The sequence below is a fragment of the Acetobacterium sp. genome, from assembly GCF_041752335.1.
In the GTDB taxonomy this organism is placed as follows: domain Bacteria; phylum Bacillota; class Clostridia; order Eubacteriales; family Eubacteriaceae; genus Acetobacterium.
In genome coordinates, this window is record NZ_JBGSHG010000123.1 from 1 (window position 1) to 20,139 (window position 20,139).

The following is a 20,139-nucleotide window of genomic DNA, read 5'->3' on the forward strand; positions in this document are numbered from 1 at the left end:
TAATGCTAGAGTTTTTTTCAAGGTAAAGTCCTCCTTTTTCTTTTTTTCCTAATTTTTACCTGGGCTTATTATACCAAAGGTTAAGCTTTTATTGCAAGTTTATATTAAGAAATGTTTGAAGGTTACGGACACTTGTTTTAAAAACGCTGATTCGCAAATCCTGAAAAGAACGCATTAGTACACTAAAGTGTTAAATTGCAGCATAAAATTCTAAGCCCGATCGTCCGTAATCAGATGACAGATGGCTCTTTTCTTTGATAGAGCTGATTGATGTGATTATACCAATCCACATCAATTTGCGATAAGCCTTCCCGGGTCATTCGGAAAACCCAGTTGTTTTTCATCGTACCGGGTTCATTCATCCGGGTATCGCTGCCGTATCCACAAACATCCTGAATCGGCAGGATCACCAAATTGGCGGCACTTTGAAAAAGAGTGCGAATAAAGGCTCGACAGGAAGGGCTCTGGTGGCCGCCGATTTGCCATTGGTTTTCCCAGGCATCAGTATAGCCGCAGTAGTCAAAAGCATAACGACGATGTTCCGGGGTGTAGTCAAAAAAAGTCCCCAGTAGCGTATTATTATCATGGGTGCCTGAATAGGCCACGGTATTGGCGCTATAGTTATGGGGCAGATGAAGATTGTTCTGGTCGTCGATGAAGGCAAATTCCATGATCCGCATGCCGGGGAAGCCGGTGTCCTTTAACAGTTTGACCAGGTCTTCATCCTGCAGACCCAGATCTTCGGCAATGATATTGGGTTCGGGAAAGGTTTTATGCAATTGCGTAAAGAAATCCATCGCCGGGCCGGGAATCCAGCGGCCATTCCGAGCCGTTTCCTCGGTTGCCGGAATTGAACAATAAGCCGAAAAGGCTCGAAAATGATCAATCCGAACAATGTCAAAACTTTCCAGAGCGTGTTTGATGCGCCGCATCCACCAGCCATAATTGTCAGCTTTCATGACATCCCAGTGGTACAGCGGATTGCCCCAGAGTTGACCATCTTTAGCAAAATAATCCGGCGGCACGCCGGCGACTTCAACGCAACTACCATTGGCATCCAATTGAAAAAGATCGGGATGACACCATACATCGGCACTGGTGTGAGCCAAATAAATGGGCATATCGCCAATTATTTTGATGCCTTTCCCATTGGCGTAGGTCTTCAGAGCCGTCCACTGTTTATCATAAAGATACTGCAGAAAATTCTGATAATCAATTTCATCTTGATAGGCGCTGGTAACGGAAAGCAGCGCAGCCGGCTGGCGTTTGACCAGATCCGGGTTATTCCATTTGGTCCAGTTTTTTTCGGAAAAGTGCTGAGACAGCACCGTATATAAAGAAAAATCGGGTAGCCATTCATGGTTGGCGAGGCAGTATTGGTCGATGTCGTTTTTTAATGAGGTCGATAATCGGGAATAGGCGATTTTGAAGATAGCGTTGCGATTGTCGATGAGATTAGGATAGTTGATGGAATAGGGCGGATCCGCCGATTTGCTGGCAGACAATTCATCCGCAGTTAATAAGCCCCATTTAAATAGCAGTTGCAGGTCAATAAAAAGCGGATTCCCGGCAAAAGCCGAGGTGCTATTATAAGGAGAGAAATAGTCATCCACTGGTCCTACTGGCAGAATTTGCCAATAATTGCAGCCCATCGACTGGAGAAGATCGACAAAATGTCGTGCCTCTGTACCTAAGGTTCCAATGCCGTAGTCCCCCGGCAAGGAGGAAACGGACATTAGAACACCACTGGAACGGGTTTTTAAAGACATATCAGCCCTCGTTTTCTTCAATCCGGGTCAGGATTGATTGGAGATCGGAGGTCGAAAAGAGATATTTTTCTTTGCAGAAGTCACAATTGATTTCAATATCTTCCTGATCCGAGATCATGTCGATGAGATCTTCTTTACCGATAGATGTCAGCGCTTTGGTGATGCGTCGCCGGGAACAATCGCAGCTAAACCGGGTGATTTCTGTTTTGTTAACCTTTAAGTCCAGGTTTTTAAACAAATCATCCATAATTGATTCCAGGGTTTTGCCTTCATCCAGCAACTTGGTTAAAGAAGGGGTATCGGACAGAGCAGTCTCAAGGGCATCGATTACCGCATCATCGGTGTCGGGCATTAATTGAATAATAAACCCGCCAGCCTGTCGGACGGTGCCATCGTCGTTTAATAAAACACCTAGCGATACCGAGGTGGGAATCTGTTCAGATTGGGCATAATAATAAGTTAAATCTTCGGCAATTTCACCGCTGATAAGTGGTGAATAGCCAACGTAGGGTTCTTTCAGGCCAATATCCTTCATGATATTCAAGGCGCCGCCGCCAATCGCTTCGGACACGGGAAGAGGGGATTCCATCGTATCGTGCAGATCATTGACATAAGGATAACCTTTGACATTGCCCTTAGCATCTGCCGTTACCAATAAGCCGCTCAAAGGTCCGTCTCCAGCGATTTTCAAAGTGATTAGTTCATCGGCATTTTTCATCATTGAACCCATCAGCGAACCTGCTGTGAGTAATCGGCCTAGAGCCTGGGTAACCGCTGGGCTGGTTTGATGAAGTCTCCGGGCAGTTTCGGCGAGCCCTTGTGTTGTCGCCGCAAAGACCCGAATCTGTCCGTTTCCGGCGGTGGCCTTTAGTACATAGTCCGGCATGTTTTACCTCTCCATTTTATAATTTGTATTTGTTATTTATGATACGTTTCGCCACGGATTATTTTAAAAGAACGGTAGATTTGCTCCAGCAGCATAACCCGAAACAACTGGTGGGGAAATGTCATTTTAGAAAAGGAACATTTCCATTTTGAGCGATTGGTAATCTCAGGGGAAAGCCCGATGGATCCGCCAATGACAAAAGTGATCTGGCTTTTTCCCTGGATCCCATAGTTTTCGATTTTTCTGGCAAAAGCCGGTGAATCCAGTTGCTCGCCTGGTATCTCCAGGGTAGCCAGAATTTCTTCGTCTTTTAAATAGGAAAGAATTCGACCGCCTTCAATTTCCACGGCTTTTCGTCGCTGAGCTTCGCTGGCATTCTCGGGGATTTTCTCATCTTTAACTTCAATGATCTCCAGACGGCAATAGGCGCTCAATCGTTTGGTGTATTCCTGGATGGCCTGGGTTAAGTATTTTTCTTTTATTTTTCCAACAGCAATAATACGAATATTCATTTAGCTTATAAAGCATAGACTACAAGAATACTCAGAATAAGCGCAGCGACTAAAACCAATGCGCCAACACGATAAAGTGGATTCTTTTTGTGCATGGTGGGTTCCTCCTTAACATAGAAAAAATTTAAATTTGAGATTGTATTTTTGTCTATTATAGTTTACAATAGATAAGTTGGAAATGCAACATATTACGGGGTGTGGCTCAGCTTGGTAGAGCGCATGGTTCGGGACCATGAGGCCGGAGGTTCAAATCCTCTCACTCCGACCATTAAAAATAGTTAAGACAGCTAGTGATAGCTGTCTTTTTTTGCGGAAAATTTTAGAAGGAAATAACAGAAGGATATTGCATAAGTAATACTTATGCGTATGATGTTTTGTAGTACCTTGAAAATTCGTTAATACCAAAGCTAATCCTAACAGCGCTTTCAAAACCAACCAGGAATTTGGAGTGCTAATAATTGATTTTTTAACGCCATGAATAAAATAACCAGTATCATTTGGTGTTACTGGGAGAATAAGTGATCCGGGCTTTGCAGGTAAACTTAAAAATGAGATTAAACCAATGGTCAACTTTATGAATTGATGAACCGGATAATGTAACATGTGTGAGGAGACAGCTGTCATTATAAATAGAATCTGGATTGGGAACAGTCATCCAAACGGTTAAGCAGGTGGTTGTGCGCTTAGGAAGAAGATCAAGATATCAAAAAGTAGTGTATTTTTTTAAGTAAAAAATTCACCTATCCCAAATTTGTCTCAACAATAAATATATAATAATAAAAAAATGAAAATCAAACAAAAAAGTTGAAAAATAATTTGTCATAATAAAAAGATATGTTAAGATAAAGTTAAAAGGAATTAAATCCAGATGCTTAATTATCATTTACATTGTGCTGAAAAAAATCCTGCATTAAGGTTATAAATTAGAAGTATGACATTATTTGCATTTGTCAGGAGGGATTTGTTATGTAAGAGTTTGTCAAAAGATTCTATTTTTAACAGCCGTTTATTGTGATTTACAGCGCTCTTCAGGATTAAAGGAGGTGAAATCTAGTGAAACTCGAATTAAATTTTAGTTTAAGAAATTTGGAATTACCATTGGATTATCGGAAGATCATGATATCTTTTATAAAAAAATCACTGACTGAAGCAAAAGGCGGAGAGTATTTTGATCGCTTTTATAAAGATACCATTGCAAAGTCGTTTTCTTTCTCGATCGTATTTAGTAGACCTGATTTTCAAAAAGAAAAAATTATATTGGGGAAACCCCAGATGAAAGTTTTATTTTCAGCTGTTGATCAGGATAAGGTTGCCTTGATTATGTATTCAGCTTTTATTGCTCAAAAAAACAAGAGCTTCCCATTACCTTACAGCAATGAAATGAAACTAGTTGCCATTCATGAAAAAAAGACTGAAAAGATAGTCACCAATAAAGTTATTTTTCAGACCGCATTGGGTTCTGGACTTTGTATCAGAGACCATGACCGCGAACAAAATGCCGACAATTATTATGTTTATACTGATGATTTGTTTCTTGAAAAGTTAAAAATGGTACTGGTTAACCAGGCTGTCCGAGCAGGATTGGGAAAAAACAAAGCCGAAAGCTTAAAATGTAAACCTTTAAATTGCAAAACTGTTCCAGTAAAACATTATAATCGATTTATACCAGTTTCGACAGGGTTGTTTCAATTTGAAGCAGAGTCTGATTTACTTCAGTATTTTTATGATGCCGGAATGGGTTCCCGTCACAGTGCCGGTTTTGGATTGCTTGAATTAATTGCCCAGGATTTGTTCTGAAAGGAGGTTCAATGTGATTGAAGAATTTATAATTGACGAAAAAACCTACATTAAATTGTCAGCTACCGAGTGGCGTTATTCGGCAGCGGCTTTGGGATTGATGAAATATTTTGACTTTCTGGCAATCCCCAGCGTTGAAAAAGAAGTTGAATTGCTCAATGAAGTGGAGATTATAACGGATTTACAGGATCAGTCGCTAATTGTGTACGAAAGTGAAACAGGCTTTGAATATCTGTGTTTTGCAAAAGCGCTTTTGACTGAAGCAAGCTATTTTGATTTTGTCAGAAAAGTTTATTCGAAAGACTTATACCCATTGCTGATCCAGGAACAGCTGAAGAAATCGCAGTTTACTGACGATGAATTGAAAGAAATCAATTCATGGTTAGCGGGAAATACGGTTATGAAAAGTGTTTTTAGCAAAATGAAGTTTGATGGCCAGAATAAACAGGAGATTCTAACAGCTATCGAAGAAAACAGGGAGCGTTTAACCAAAGAGAGTTTTCGGTATAAGAAAAATCTCTATGCCAATTTCAATAATACCTATCAATTGTGCAATGAAAGTTGCGACTGCTGCCGCTTAACAGGATATTCAGTAGATGTGGGGAAGAAAGGTCGTTCAAGTGCCTATAATTTTAATGCAAAAACAAAAACTGGGGTAGATTCCCTTCTCTTTGACTGGATACCTTTCGCTTTTATTGGCGATCGGGAGGCGTTTTTTATCAATACCAATCGCTCATTAAAGCAGTTAAAACAGACACATACCTTTTTAAGCAGTCAGGTCCATAAAGATAAGGATGAAAACAAAAACAATAATCAGAATGTTCGTTATTCCTTGTTCAACAGTATTATTCATTCGGCAGGTTTTATCGATGAAGATGTGGAAGTGATTTACAAAAATCGCGAACGTGATTTTTTTGAAACCCTCTATATCCGTAAAGAAAGCATGAAAATTTTTAAATCGATGGAAAAAATCGATTATAAAGCGTTTTGTTTTTCATTGAAAATAAATGATAATTACTACATCGATGTGCAGGAAAAAGTCACCAATTGTATTTTAAATTTAATATTAACAGATGAACTCATTGAATTATTCTTAAAACAAAAAAATGGCAATGGTTATTTAGCAAATCAGTTTATTGAGATTAATTGGTTAATCCGTAAGGGGGGAGAAATGATGAAAAAGAAAATGAGTGGCGCTTATGCCTGTGCCAAAGAAGTGGTAAAAAAAATTCCGGCTAATAAAATTGAAACATATCGTCAAAAATTAACCAGTGCAATTGTTTTTAAAGATTATGATCGGGTCTGTCAGATCCTTTTACAATTATCCAATTATTCGGATGTTTCGTTTAATTTTGCCTATGATTTATTTGAAGATTTTGAAAATAATAAAGATATTGCCTATACATTTATCAATGCATTGCGAAACGGAACTGATTATAAGACAAAAAATGAAGGGGGAACACAGGCATGAAAAAAGCATTAACACTAACTGTTGTGGCAAATATGACAGCCAACTACTCAGAAGGTTTGGGTAATATTTCCAGTGTCCAGAAAGTATTCAAGAATAGAAAAGTCTATTCAATCCGGAGTCGTGAAAGTCTAAAAAATGCGATGATGGTACAAAGTGGTTTATATGATGATCTCCAGACGGAAGTCGACGGTGCAACGCAAAAATTGGTAACCGAAGATTTAAACGTCGCCAATTGCAAGGCATTAGAGGGTGGTTATATGAGCACCAAAGGAACGACCTATATCCGCAAAAGCTCCTTCTACCTTACCGATGCAATTTCAACCGATAACTTTGTCAATGAGACCCGATTCCACAATAACCTTTATTTAGCCAGTACCGAAGCGCGGCAAAAGGGAATCAATTTACAGGAAAAATCAAAGGAATCTGGACTAATGCCGTACCAATATGAGTATGATAAATCATTAAAAGTATATAGCTTAACCATTGATCTGGAAATGGTTGGCAAAGATGATAATTTTAACACTGAAGCCAGCTCTGAAGAAAAGGCAGCCCGGGTGAAAGCCATTATCGAAACCGTTGAAAATTTGAGTCTGGTTGTCAAAGGAAACCTGGACAATGCTGAACCGGTTTTTATAGTGGGCGGCATGTCGCCCCGTAAAACCCATTACTTTGAAAATGTGGTTCGGGTTCAAGGTGAAAATCTGGAATTAAGTGAAGACTTAATCGGAAAGCTGGAAAAAGGATTCACCTGTGGTTTGCTTAAAGGCAAAGAGTTTTTGAATGAGGATGAAATTGTTGAACAATTAAAGCCGAAATCGATGACGGCATTCTTTGGCGATTTATACAAAGAAATCGATGCCTGGTATGGTGTGTGATAACAAACAGTTAGAAAGAAGGTTATCTTTATGAAGGCATTAAGAATCCGGTTGCAGCAGAGCAGTGCCAATTATCGCAAGGAAGAAAGCGACACAAATAAAATGACCTATCCACTTCCACCGTTTTCAACGGTTATCGGCGCACTCCATGATGCCTGTGGCTACAAAGAATATCACCCCATGGATTTGAGTATCCAGGGGAAATATGAATCAATGCACCGTGAACCCTATACCGATCATTGCTTTTTAAATTCAACAATGGATGACCGCGGGATTCTGGTTAAAATGAGAAATCCGGAGCTGCTATCCACAGCTTTTGAGAAGGTTGCGGCCGCCCAAAAATCCCAGGGCAACAGTTTTCGAAAACGAATAACCATCAAGGTTTTTGATGAAGCATTGTATCAGGAGTTTGTTGATCTAAAAGATGTTAATGAACAAATTGAAGGATTCAGGAATGTTCGTATCAAATCGGTTTTGGAAGTGATCAAACGACGTAAAGCAACGTTAAAAAGAAAAAAAGCCGGACTAGATAAAAAATCGGAAGAATATCTTAAACTCAGCCGACGGGAATCACAAATTAAAGCGACCGAAAAACACATAAAAGACGAGTTTGAAAAGTATAAAGAAAATCATTACACCAAACCCATTTCAAAGTTCCGTTCCTTGACAACATCACTGAAGTTTTATGAAATACTCAATAATATCGAACTGATTATTCACGTGGCAGCCGAAGACAGTATTTTAGAAAACATTCTGAACAATATCTACAATTTAAAAGCCATTGGACGCAGTGAAGATTTTGTCGAAGTAATCGAGGCAAAAATTGTTGAACTGGTCCAGGATGACGATTGTGATGTAAAGAGTTCATATTCAGCGTACCTGGATTATCGTGACATTAAAAAAGGATTGCTTATACCATTGAATATCGGCGAAGAGACAAAAGGCGAAGGCGGCACACGATATGGCTTGAACAAAAACTATCAAATAATCGATGAGAAGCGCATTTTCAACAAAAAATCAGTGTTATATTTGTCTGAATATTGCATTGAAGAAACGAGTGATACCATCTGGCTGGATCGGTACGATAATCAGGAGTTTATTGTTAATCTTATCTAAATTGAGTTTTTGAGTGGGGGGAAGTATGAAGAAGCCAGAAGATTACCAGGCTAAACCTGATAAGACCATAAAGGAGCATAGCCTTGAACTGTTAAGAGAATTGGAGCGGATCAAAAACTTGGGCTATATTGACAATAAAAAAGTATATGAACTAACAAAAAAAGCCTGTTGGTTTCATGATTTTGGAAAGGCGAATGCCGAATTCCAAAATAGAGTAATGAGTGACAAAAAAATCCGGATGTCATTAGAGCGGGAAGTTTATCACAATATCTTATCGATTTTTCTGATTGATCCCAAGGCATTCGATACCCAGGAAGACTACTATAAAGTGGCCCAAGCCGTTTTATTTCATCACGATTATGCTGATCCTTATGAAGTGTTAAAAGATAAAAAAGATTTGTGTAAATCACTCTTGAAGAATTTTACTTGTTATCCGGTCAAGCATAGTCTTCAATATAAATTAAATATGTGGACTGAAGATGATCAGGTTGTGATAATCAAAGGCCTGCTCCACAAATGCGATTATAGTGCCAGTGGCGGTTATGTATCGGAATATCCCAATGATTTTTTAGAAAGTGGTCTCGACCGCCTGGGGTACCAATGGAATGATTTACAGAATTTCTGCATCAAAAACATAAATGAAAATATCATTGCTGTGGCACAAACCGGCATGGGTAAAACCGAAGCCGGTCTTTTATGGATCGGTAATCATAAAGGCTATTTTGTGCTGCCACTAAGAACCGCCATTAATGCTATTTATCATCGCATTGTAGCGGATCAAAAGAAAAAGATTGTCACCGAAAAACTGGATGAACGGGTGGCACTGCTCCACTCTTCTTCACTGTCTTACTATCTGGGAATGATGGATAACAGTAAAACAGAAATGACTGGAATTGATCGGGAGGATTTTGATGTCGAAGAATATCGTAATCGCGGGCTAAAACATTCAATACCATTAAATATCGCCACCATGGATCAGCTTTTTGATTTCGTTTTTAAATATCAGGGGTATGAGCTTAAATTGACAACCTTGTCCTACTCAAAAATTGTTATTGATGAAATACAAATGTATGACAGTGATTTGTTGGCCTATCTGGTGATGGGTTTAAAGAGGATTTGCGAACTTGGCGGTAAGATTGCTATTTTAACTGCCACACTAGCGCCTTTTGTGGAAGATGAGCTGAATAAAGCAATTCCTGGGTTGATCAAACAGAGCTTTTTTGATAATACCCTGCGGCATAATATTCAGGTCAAGGCGGAGGAATTAAGTGTTACCGATATTTTAAACCAATATGAAACCAACAAGGAATTGGAACAAGGCAATAAAATACTGGTCATTTGCAATACCGTAAAAAAAGCGCAGGAGATATTTGAAAAACTCAGTGAAACAGACACGGTGATGAAAGATGAATTATTTTTGCTGCACAGTAAATTCACACGGGGGGATCGCTCTGCTAAAGAAACCGCGATTAAAGATTTTGGCAAAACCTATGCCGCCGATGACCAAACCATTGATATTCAGAATGGGATCTGGGTGTCAACCTCTCTGGTGGAAGCGAGTCTGGACATTGATTTTGACTATTTGTTCACAGAGTTGCAGGATCTCAATTCCCTGCTGCAAAGACTGGGACGTTGCAATCGCAAGGGTGTAAAACCGACTGGTGTGACAAATTGCTTTGTATATAGCGTTATCAATGAGAATCTATTCATTATTAATAATCGCGGGTTTATTGATTGGGATATTTTTAACATTTCGAAGGAAGCCCTGGGGAACTGGAACGGACCGATTACCGAAGCAGAAAAACTCGCTTTAATCAATAACAACCTCACAACCGAAAAAATAAAAAATTCTAATTATTACCAGGCCTATATCGATAAATGTGGTTGGATTGCATCCATAAAACCCTATCAATTAAAACAAAACGATATTAAACTCCGTAATATTCTAACTGCGGAGATCATTCCCAGCACGGTTTTTGATGCTCACAGGAAAGAAATACTTGAATTGGCAGAAAAGATCAATCATTCCCAAACTGATACTAAAGAAAAAATGGCTTTAAAGGAAAAGCTATATGCCTACACCCTTTCAGTAGAATCATATCACGCAAAAAATTACGAAAAGGCAAAAGCTCATGGAGAGGCCATGGTTTATACCCCGATTCAAATTGGAAAATTTGAATCGATAAAGGTTTTGGAATGTCAATACGATGACTTGCTGGGGTTTCGCAAGATGGATTTTCAAACCACCAGAAAAGCTGAGTTCTTTTGAAAATGAAAAGTGATAGTGAAGGAGGTGTTAGTTTTGGAAAAAGAGATTACCGGTGTGATGGTTTATTACTTCCAGGTTTGCCATCGGAAACTTTGGTATTTTTATCATGAAATTCAAATGGAACAAAATAGTGATCAAGTCAAAATAGGAAAACTCCTTGATGAGAACGCTTATAACAGAGATGATAAGCATATCAATATCGACAATGTAATTAATATTGACTATATCCGCACAAAAAAAGTTCTTCACGAAGTAAAAAAGAGCAGAAAAATTGAAACAGCCAGTATTCTCCAAGTAAAATATTATCTCTATTATTTACTGAAAAAAGGTGCCGCCGGGATTACCGCAAAAATTGATTATCCGTTATTGAAACAAAGTGTTGAAGTATCGCTGTCAGAAGAAGATGTTGTCGAAATTGAAAAAGTTTTAGCCGATATTACAAAGATCGTAAAAGAAGAAATACCGCCGCCATTTAAAAAAATGGCGATCTGCAAAGCATGTGCCTACCATGATTTGTGTTTTATTTGAAAGCTAGGGTGACGATGAAACGAGATTATTATTTTTATAATGATGGTATCATCCGGAGAAAAGATAATACCATAACGTTTATGAGTGAAGAGAATGGAAATAGGGATTTACCCATTGAAAATATGGGGAATCTCTATGTAATGTCAGAAATGAGTTTGAACACCAGTTTGATCAATTTGTTATCAAAATATGGTGTTAGCATACATTTCTTTAATTATTACAGCTTTTATACAGGCAGTTTCTATCCCAGAGAACAGTTGGTTTCTGGGAATATCATTGTTAAACAGGTTGAATTTTATCAGGACAATGAAAAAAGAATGCAGATAGCAAGAGCCCTGATCGATGGCGCCTCCTATAATATATTCAGAAATTTACGTTATTATAATGGCCGGGGAAAAGATGTCAAAACTGAAATGGAGACAATCGAAGATTTGCGAAAAAACATACCCAAAACGACAGAAATAAATGAACTTATGGGATATGAAGGCAATATTCGCAAAACCTATTATTCAGTTTGGAATAAAATCATAGACCAGGATGTTGATTTTACAAAACGGGTTAAAAACCCGCCGGACAATATGATCAATACGCTGATTTCATTTGTCAATACCCTTGTTTATACTAAAGTGTTGGGAGAAATCTATCAGACTCAATTAAACCCGACGATCAGTTTTTTACATGAACCAGGAACAAGGCGATTTTCATTATGTTTGGATATCGCAGAGATTTTTAAACCATTGTTGGCAGATCGTCTGATCTTTTCTTTGCTGAATCGCAATCAGATTACAGAAAAGAGTTTTACAAAGAATTTGAACTATTTGCATTTAACCAAAGAAGCCTCTAAAACAATTGTAGCCGAATTGGATGCTAAATTGCAGACGACGATCAAACATCGGGATCTGGAAAAATCGGTGTCTTATCAGTATTTAATCCGGTTGGAATGCTATAAGATGATTAAACATCTGTTGGGAGAAAAAGAATACGAACCATTTAAAATTTGGTGGTAGAGGTGCAGTGAAATGTATGTTATCCTTGTATATGATATCTGCGGCGATAATGGTGGACAACGGGTACTTAATAAGACCTTTAAAATATGCAAGAAATATTTAAACCACATCCAAAATTCTGTGTTTGAAGGGGAATTATCGGAACCTCAGATATTGAATTTGAGATATGAATTAAATGAATATCTTCGTAAGGACATCGATTCGGTTATCCTGTTTAAAAGTCGAAATGAACGATGGCTGAAAAAAGAACTATGGGCAAGAGAAGATGATAAAACAGATAACTTTCTATAATTGTCGACCTACGATCGTGCAAAAATATGGTGGGGTTGACAATTACTGATAGTATGGGAAAAGAACAATGCTTAATGAGAAATTAGTTAAAAAAATTGAATTTGCATTCGCTGAATTACAGAGGTCGACAAAAGGGGCCTTTGAAACGGACTTAATAAGCGCCATAATCAGAAGCGGATATGAGTCTCGCCATATTGGAATTTAAATTTGCCAATGTACGCACTGTGGCCGTTCAGTGTCCCCATATGAGTCTCGCCATATTGGAATTTAAATTCATAGGTTCCGTCTAAGGTTCCCTCAGAATTCTCATATGAGTCTCGCCATATTGGAATTTAAATTTTCATTATTGGCTTCACTGGTATCAACGAAAATCATATGAGTCTCGCCATATTGGAATTTAAATCAATTTCGCATCCTCTTCTTTTTCAAAGGCTTTGCGATATGAGTCTCGCCATATTGGAATTTAAATGGGTAACATCGAACCCGTTAAACTGCTGAATCGCAATATGAGTCTCGCCATATTGGAATTTAAATGATGAAATGCCATCGTGTCCGATCTGCGGTGAACCGATATGAGTCTCGCCATATTGGAATTTAAATCTGGTTATTACCATACGGCCTATGAGGTCCAAAAGATATGAGTCTCGCCATATTGGAATTTAAATTCTGTTGACAAGGCATTGAAGACCTGAATAATAAATATGAGTCTCGCCATATTGGAATTTAAATGGAATACATTAACCAGAAAATCAACTGCATTCTGAATATGAGTCTCGCCATATTGGAATTTAAATTGTTTAATCCCCCTTTCAAGAACCACTTCGATATCTATATGAGTCTCGCCATATTGGAATTTAAATTTATTCTGGTAAAACGCAAAATCAGGAGTCTCGCCATATGAGTCTCGCCATATTGGAATTTAAATGATTTAGTTTTGTGGCCATACTTGCATACTGTAAGTATATGAGTCTCGCCATATTGGAATTTAAATACAGTAACATTTATCTTATACCCTGGCGGCAAGTATATATGAGTCTCGCCATATTGGAATTTAAATCAATAAGACGAATTTAACCTCAAATCGGTTATATTGATATGAGTCTCGCCATATTGGAATTTAAATATGAAAAAATCATTCAGTCAAAATTCAATGAAGACGATATGAGTCTCGCCATATTGGAATTTAAATAATAGTGCCATTGACAGCGCATCCCGTTCGGTTTCATATGAGTCTCGCCATATTGGAATTTAAATAGAGAAATCAGGTTTGCCGAGATCACGCTTGATATCATATGAGTCTCGCCATATTGGAATTTAAATGAGTTATTTAATCCGTATGTGATTAATCGGACTATATATGAGTCTCGCCATATTGGAATTTAAATGTTAATTGAATCTGGATTCCCTCGATCCGTTTCCCGATATGAGTCTCGCCATATTGGAATTTAAATGAAGATCGAAAAAAAGAACGACTTGAATCATTGGACATATGAGTCTCGCCATATTGGAATTTAAATGATTTCATCGAGAGCGTTTTAGTCCAGGCGTGGCCATATGAGTCTCGCCATATTGGAATTTAAATTTGTTAATGATCTCGATTTGTTTGGGTCCTTTTGATATGAGTCTCGCCATATTGGAATTTAAATGAAAATAAAGAGGGACAGACAGGGACATACTCGGTATATGAGTCTCGCCATATTGGAATTTAAATTTCAAATGAGTGCTTCAAGAAATGGGACACTTTCATATGAGTCTCGCCATATTGGAATTTAAATACCGGACAAAAGATCTTATTTCGGGGGCTTGATGATATATGAGTCTCGCCATATTGGAATTTAAATGGAAACCTTGCCTTTGCACTTGGCGCGGCAATAAGAAAATATGAGTCTCGCCATATTGGAATTTAAATTAGTGTAGCTGGGGTAACAGATGTGTCAGTCACATATATGAGTCTCGCCATATTGGAATTTAAATAGTTTACATTTGCCCTGATTGTGGTTTTGAAATAATATGAGTCTCGCCATATTGGAATTTAAATAAGTTTGCATACATTGGAGCAGCCGAGGACGTAGCATATGAGTCTCGCCATATTGGAATTTAAATATAACAGACGATTACGGGCAAGTTCACAATATCGGAATATGAGTCTCGCCATATTGGAATTTAAATCTAGATGAAGCAAGCCAAGTTGCCGTTGCTGTTCAATATGAGTCTCGCCATATTGGAATTTAAATAATTCAAATGTCAATCGCTGACAAAATCGATGAGGAAATATGAGTCTCGCCATATTGGAATTTAAATAGGTATTCAAGGATTGCAAGGGACGCAAGGAGTTAATATGAGTCTCGCCATATTGGAATTTAAATAGGAAAGCTCTTTGAGTCTTTCGTAAAAACGACGATAGATATGAGTCTCGCCATATTGGAATTTAAATCGTTTATTGTCAATGGCGTGGAAAAGGATGTTATCTAATATGAGTCTCGCCATATTGGAATTTAAATGACATTAAAGAACTACATTGACCGAGAGCAAATCTATATGAGTCTCGCCATATTGGAATTTAAATCGCTTTTATACTTGCTTTGTGTGATTTCAATTTCTATATGAGTCTCGCCATATTGGAATTTAAATCAGATCATTCTAAGGAGTTCTGTTAGGGTCTTATTTTATATGAGTCTCGCCATATTGGAATTTAAATAAATTTAACGGATATGATCAAGGGATTCGGCGATTTAGATATGAGTCTCGCCATATTGGAATTTAAATGCCGATGAGGTCCATATACTCGGGAAGGTGAAAAAAATATGAGTCTCGCCATATTGGAATTTAAATGATGATAGCTCACCGCTATCCGTCATGAATTGTTCATATGAGTCTCGCCATATTGGAATTTAAATCTCCTTCGTTAGTGTATAAAATTCTCCCCGATAATCATATGAGTCTCGCCATATTGGAATTTAAATCGGGGCAATCACTGAGGGCTGAATCGATTGTGATTATATATGAGTCTCGCCATATTGGAATTTAAATTAGTTGTAGCCACTCCCACCGATCCGGCCGCCGCTAATATGAGTCTCGCCATATTGGAATTTAAATGCTTGAATCCTTTGTCTTTAAACTCCGAGAACACCATATGAGTCTCGCCATATTGGAATTTAAATGCGTTAACTGTGATTTCTTCCTCAACTCCTATTGATATGAGTCTCGCCATATTGGAATTTAAATACGCATGCAAATTATAGCAAATTGCGGAAAATGCACATATGAGTCTCGCCATATTGGAATTTAAATGTATTGGACGAATTCGCAAGCTCTGAACACTATGAGCATATGAGTCTCGCCATATTGGAATTTAAATGGTGTCGATACCAAACGCAGCATTACTATTAGTTGTATATGAGTCTCGCCATATTGGAATTTAAATTATGGAAAAGAAATTGACGGAAATAAATTAACCATATATGAGTCTCGCCATATTGGAATTTAAATTCATATAAAACCACGTTCCAATATTCACTTTGATTATATGAGTCTCGCCATATTGGAATTTAAATTGTGGAGATCGATCTCAACCTCAATGCTTAATAATATATGAGTCTCGCCATATTGGAATTTAAATAAGAAAAGTAATCGCAATGCTGAAAGGATTGTAGGAATATGAGTCTCGCCATATTGGAATTTAAATCAGGAAAGGGGCTTCGGCTTGAAGCCCTGGTCATTAAATATGAGTCTCGCCATATTGGAATTTAAATGAACGAATGCCGTTTCAGACGTAAATACAAAATTAATATGAGTCTCGCCATATTGGAATTTAAATGATAGTTATCATCGTTCACATAAACCGTTTCGCAAAATATGAGTCTCGCCATATTGGAATTTAAATTTTTGGTTGGTTATTTTCTGTCTTGTTATCACAATCAATATGAGTCTCGCCATATTGGAATTTAAATGCTTTTGTGAGGGTTTGATTTTCTTATAGGCTGTCATATGAGTCTCGCCATATTGGAATTTAAATTATAGAAAATTACGGGTGGGGGGCAGAGGTCACTGATATGAGTCTCGCCATATTGGAATTTAAATTTGGTCTTGTTGGTTCGACCGGCAATAGCACCGGCCATATGAGTCTCGCCATATTGGAATTTAAATTGACCAGGGCTGAATCCACTTACAAAGTTACAGAATATGAGTCTCGCCATATTGGAATTTAAATCAGGTTCCATCGCATCATGCTCAACCGAGAATGGTAATATGAGTCTCGCCATATTGGAATTTAAATTTGATCCAACTCACGCCTTTATAGCTCATTGTTTTTCATATGAGTCTCGCCATATTGGAATTTAAATGGGCAAGTAAACGAGCTGGCAAGATTGCTAGAGAGGATATGAGTCTCGCCATATTGGAATTTAAATGAAGAACCAGACAGGCCGTTAGAGCCAACACTTGTATATATGAGTCTCGCCATATTGGAATTTAAATTGCATTGCTATGCGTATTTGAGTGACTGCAAATATATATGAGTCTCGCCATATTGGAATTTAAATATTCAAAATTATACCCCCCGCACAACAGTGCCATTAATATGAGTCTCGCCATATTGGAATTTAAATTAAATACCGCCATATCACACCCCCATGATTATTTCTATATGAGTCTCGCCATATTGGAATTTAAATCTAAAATATCATATGAATATAATTTCTTGCCGTTGATATGAGTCTCGCCATATTGGAATTTAAATATTTTACCGGCTTTCCTTTATCAATGGCAAGTGCTGATATGAGTCTCGCCATATTGGAATTTAAATTCTGGATGCAAGCACTGCAGTAGCAATAGAAGTATATATGAGTCTCGCCATATTGGAATTTAAATTCCGGTTCGGTTGACATATGCGATCCGGAAAAACGCCATATGAGTCTCGCCATATTGGAATTTAAATGAGGTCGAAGCGGTAGGCAAGCTATTGGGGAAACATATATGAGTCTCGCCATATTGGAATTTAAATTAAGGATCGTGGTATCATTAAGGTTTTCATTACTCATATGAGTCTCGCCATATTGGAATTTAAATGATTGCTTCCAGGCGCAACCCCTCGCCAACAGTGCCAATATGAGTCTCGCCATATTGGAATTTAAATTAATTTTACCTAATTAAAGTAAGCAGAACCCGAAAATATGAGTCTCGCCATATTGGAATTTAAATTCGAAAACAACATCGCACTTTCAATTGATGAAAATCATATGAGTCTCGCCATATTGGAATTTAAATCGAATAAAGGTAATGAAGAAATTGCGAAATACTTTATATGAGTCTCGCCATATTGGAATTTAAATGTATAAACCGTTCATAAAAAACACCGCTGTACATTATATGAGTCTCGCCATATTGGAATTTAAATGTTCTTAAGAAGAGCTGTCGCCCTTTCATAACAAACATATGAGTCTCGCCATATTGGAATTTAAATGGGTGATACACTCGATATAATTCAGCTGCAATACCATATGAGTCTCGCCATATTGGAATTTAAATTTATTATATATAATAAGGCATAAAACTAATAAAACGATATGAGTCTCGCCATATTGGAATTTAAATGTCGCTTTTCTTCTTCTTTGAGGGCCGCAACATCAGATATGAGTCTCGCCATATTGGAATTTAAATCGGTAAATTCTGCTTTGTTGTTCAACTTCTTATTCAATATGAGTCTCGCCATATTGGAATTTAAATGAGTATGAGCCAACCTTCTATACTAATGAACAAATTATATGAGTCTCGCCATATTGGAATTTAAATGCAGTCAATGTGGCTGGTAAGTTTCGCTTTAATGTTATATGAGTCTCGCCATATTGGAATTTAAATATATAAAGGCAACTCAAAATAAAATGACCGGGGAAATATGAGTCTCGCCATATTGGAATTTAAATTGAGATTTTCATCAATTGAAAGTGCGATGTTGTTTTCATATGAGTCTCGCCATATTGGAATTTAAATGATGATTGAACGTGATATAGACGAAAAAGACGTTAATATGAGTCTCGCCATATTGGAATTTAAATACGGTTCCACAAACTTCATTCTCCGGAACAAATCCCATATGAGTCTCGCCATATTGGAATTTAAATTGATAAAAAAATGCTGTCAAGTTGGCAGTTATACAAATATGAGTCTCGCCATATTGGAATTTAAATTTTTTTTAGTTGTTCAGATGATGCCAAAAATTGTTTATATGAGTCTCGCCATATTGGAATTTAAATGCATTCGGTCAAATACGATGAGTTTAAACTATTCCATATGAGTCTCGCCATATTGGAATTTAAATGATGATAAAAACCCGTTATGTCCGCTGATTCCAGTTATATGAGTCTCGCCATATTGGAATTTAAATTCCTTAATGATCCGCTTGTTGTAAGTGCCTGGTACATATGAGTCTCGCCATATTGGAATTTAAATGTGGTAGTTCTAGATCGTCAGCGGTTGCAATCAGAATATGAGTCTCGCCATATTGGAATTTAAATGCGGCCTAATGGCCACGGGCTTTGATTACAAGGAGATATGAGTCTCGCCATATTGGAATTTAAATATTGATTGATTTTATGTACTGGATCTTAGAAACTGAATATGAGTCTCGCCATATTGGAATTTAAATTGTTTGCTTCGGCGCAAGATACAGAGGCGGCCTTTGATATGAGTCTCGCCATATTGGAATTTAAATGAACATTTGATCGTATCATGGATATTTAGCATAATCATATGAGTCTCGCCATATTGGAATTTAAATTTAAGAAATATCGCGAATTCACGATCTGGGTGGCACATATGAGTCTCGCCATATTGGAATTTAAATTGGTTATAGCCGTGGCCACGTTGGCCGCTAAAAACGATATGAGTCTCGCCATATTGGAATTTAAATTAGTCTGCGCTGAATTAAAAACATATGATAGTAGCTATATGAGTCTCGCCATATTGGAATTTAAATTCTTAAAAGTTAGGAGGTGGAAGCAATGGGATATAATATGAGTCTCGCCATATTGGAATTTAAATTATCTTGAATTCTATCTTTAAAAACAAAACCTAAATATGAGTCTCGCCATATTGGAATTTAAATTGTCATATCTGTTACCTGATTATTAGCTTTGTAAATAATATGAGTCTCGCCATATTGGAATTTAAATGAAAAATGTCATGTTTGCCCGTTGATCGAGGTGAAAATATGAGTCTCGCCATATTGGAATTTAAATGGATCATTGGCGTCGATTCAACGGTTGTCAGCAGCAATATGAGTCTCGCCATATTGGAATTTAAATTTGGGTTTTGGGTTCCATAATCGCAGCTTACGTGATATGAGTCTCGCCATATTGGAATTTAAATTTTGGTTGATCCAGTCCAGGTTTTCTGGTTCCGGTGATATGAGTCTCGCCATATTGGAATTTAAATTAGTCCGCTTCGGTTGCGGCTTGTTCAGCTGCTAAATATGAGTCTCGCCATATTGGAATTTAAATGGTTATCTGGTGGATCATCGCGCCGCTGGCCATCATATGAGTCTCGCCATATTGGAATTTAAATTGGATGAATGTATTTGTTTGTTTTGAACCTAGTTTTATATGAGTCTCGCCATATTGGA

The 20,139-nt window shown here is 37.6% G+C and carries 11 protein-coding genes, 1 tRNA gene and 1 CRISPR repeat array (1 of these 13 only partly in view); of the genes, 9 read left to right on the top strand and 3 right to left on the bottom strand.

All coding sequences use genetic code 11. The annotated features are described in order from the left end of the window. Positions 1 to 230: 230 nt before the first annotated feature. The 3 genes from malQ to rlmH are packed head-to-tail and all read right to left on the bottom strand — an operon-like array spanning position 231 to position 3,167. Complete coding sequence (gene malQ / locus ACEW8F_RS14935; protein WP_373484262.1) at positions 231 to 1,769, bottom strand: 4-alpha-glucanotransferase; 1,539 nt, start codon at positions 1,767 to 1,769, stop codon at positions 231 to 233. A 1-nt stretch (position 1,770) separates the two neighbouring features. Continuing rightward, positions 1,771 to 2,655 (bottom strand): Hsp33 family molecular chaperone HslO, encoded by an 885-nt coding sequence (hslO, locus tag ACEW8F_RS14940; protein WP_373484263.1) that lies wholly within the window; start codon positions 2,653 to 2,655, stop codon positions 1,771 to 1,773. Between the two features lie 32 nt (positions 2,656 to 2,687). Then, on the bottom strand, positions 2,688 to 3,167 hold the full coding sequence (rlmH, locus tag ACEW8F_RS14945; RefSeq protein WP_373484264.1) for a 23S rRNA (pseudouridine(1915)-N(3))-methyltransferase RlmH: 480 nt from the start codon (positions 3,165 to 3,167) through the stop codon (positions 2,688 to 2,690). 191 nt (positions 3,168 to 3,358) lie between these two features. Here rlmH and ACEW8F_RS14950 point away from each other — a divergent pair. The 9 genes from ACEW8F_RS14950 (at position 3,359) to cas2 (ending at position 12,521) form a co-directional block, all read left to right on the top strand. Continuing rightward, positions 3,359 to 3,435: transfer RNA gene (locus ACEW8F_RS14950), tRNA-Pro, on the top strand. Positions 3,436 to 4,220: 785 nt separating this feature from the next. Beyond that, positions 4,221 to 4,964 (top strand): CRISPR-associated endoribonuclease Cas6, encoded by a 744-nt coding sequence (gene cas6, locus ACEW8F_RS14955; protein WP_373484265.1) that lies wholly within the window; start codon positions 4,221 to 4,223, stop codon positions 4,962 to 4,964. A 13-nt stretch (positions 4,965 to 4,977) separates the two neighbouring features. Continuing rightward, a complete protein-coding gene (gene cas8a1, locus ACEW8F_RS14960; protein WP_373484266.1) occupies positions 4,978 to 6,435 on the top strand; it encodes a type I CRISPR-associated protein Cas8a1/Csx8 in 1,458 nt (485 codons plus the stop codon). After that, the gene (gene cas7i / locus ACEW8F_RS14965) at positions 6,432 to 7,310 is read left to right on the top strand and encodes a type I-B CRISPR-associated protein Cas7/Cst2/DevR (protein ID WP_373484267.1); all 879 of its coding nucleotides are present in this window, start codon (positions 6,432 to 6,434) and stop codon (positions 7,308 to 7,310) included. Before cas8a1 ends, cas7i begins: the two co-directional genes overlap by 4 nt. A 30-nt stretch (positions 7,311 to 7,340) precedes the next feature. Continuing rightward, entirely contained in the window at positions 7,341 to 8,426 is a 1,086-nt protein-coding gene (gene cas5 / locus ACEW8F_RS14970; RefSeq protein WP_373484268.1) for a CRISPR-associated protein Cas5, read from the top strand. 25 nt (positions 8,427 to 8,451) lie between these two features. Continuing rightward, positions 8,452 to 10,695: a CRISPR-associated helicase Cas3' gene (gene cas3, locus ACEW8F_RS14975; RefSeq protein WP_373484269.1), complete on the top strand. Its 2,244-nt coding sequence runs from the start codon at positions 8,452 to 8,454 to the stop codon at positions 10,693 to 10,695. Positions 10,696 to 10,719: 24 nt separating this feature from the next. Then, positions 10,720 to 11,223, top strand: a complete 504-nt coding sequence (gene cas4, locus ACEW8F_RS14980) for a CRISPR-associated protein Cas4 (RefSeq protein WP_373484306.1) — start codon at positions 10,720 to 10,722, stop codon at positions 11,221 to 11,223. A 14-nt stretch (positions 11,224 to 11,237) separates the two neighbouring features. After that, a complete protein-coding gene (gene cas1b / locus ACEW8F_RS14985; protein ID WP_373484270.1) occupies positions 11,238 to 12,230 on the top strand; it encodes a type I-B CRISPR-associated endonuclease Cas1b in 993 nt (330 codons plus the stop codon). 12 nt (positions 12,231 to 12,242) lie between these two features. Continuing rightward, positions 12,243 to 12,521, top strand: coding sequence for a CRISPR-associated endonuclease Cas2 (gene cas2 / locus ACEW8F_RS14990; protein ID WP_373484271.1), 279 nt, complete (start codon positions 12,243 to 12,245; stop codon positions 12,519 to 12,521). A gap of 177 nt (positions 12,522 to 12,698) precedes the next feature. Further along, positions 12,699 to 20,139: a CRISPR direct-repeat array (repeat unit 30 nt; unit sequence ATATGAGTCTCGCCATATTGGAATTTAAAT); it runs 1,189 nt beyond the window's last position.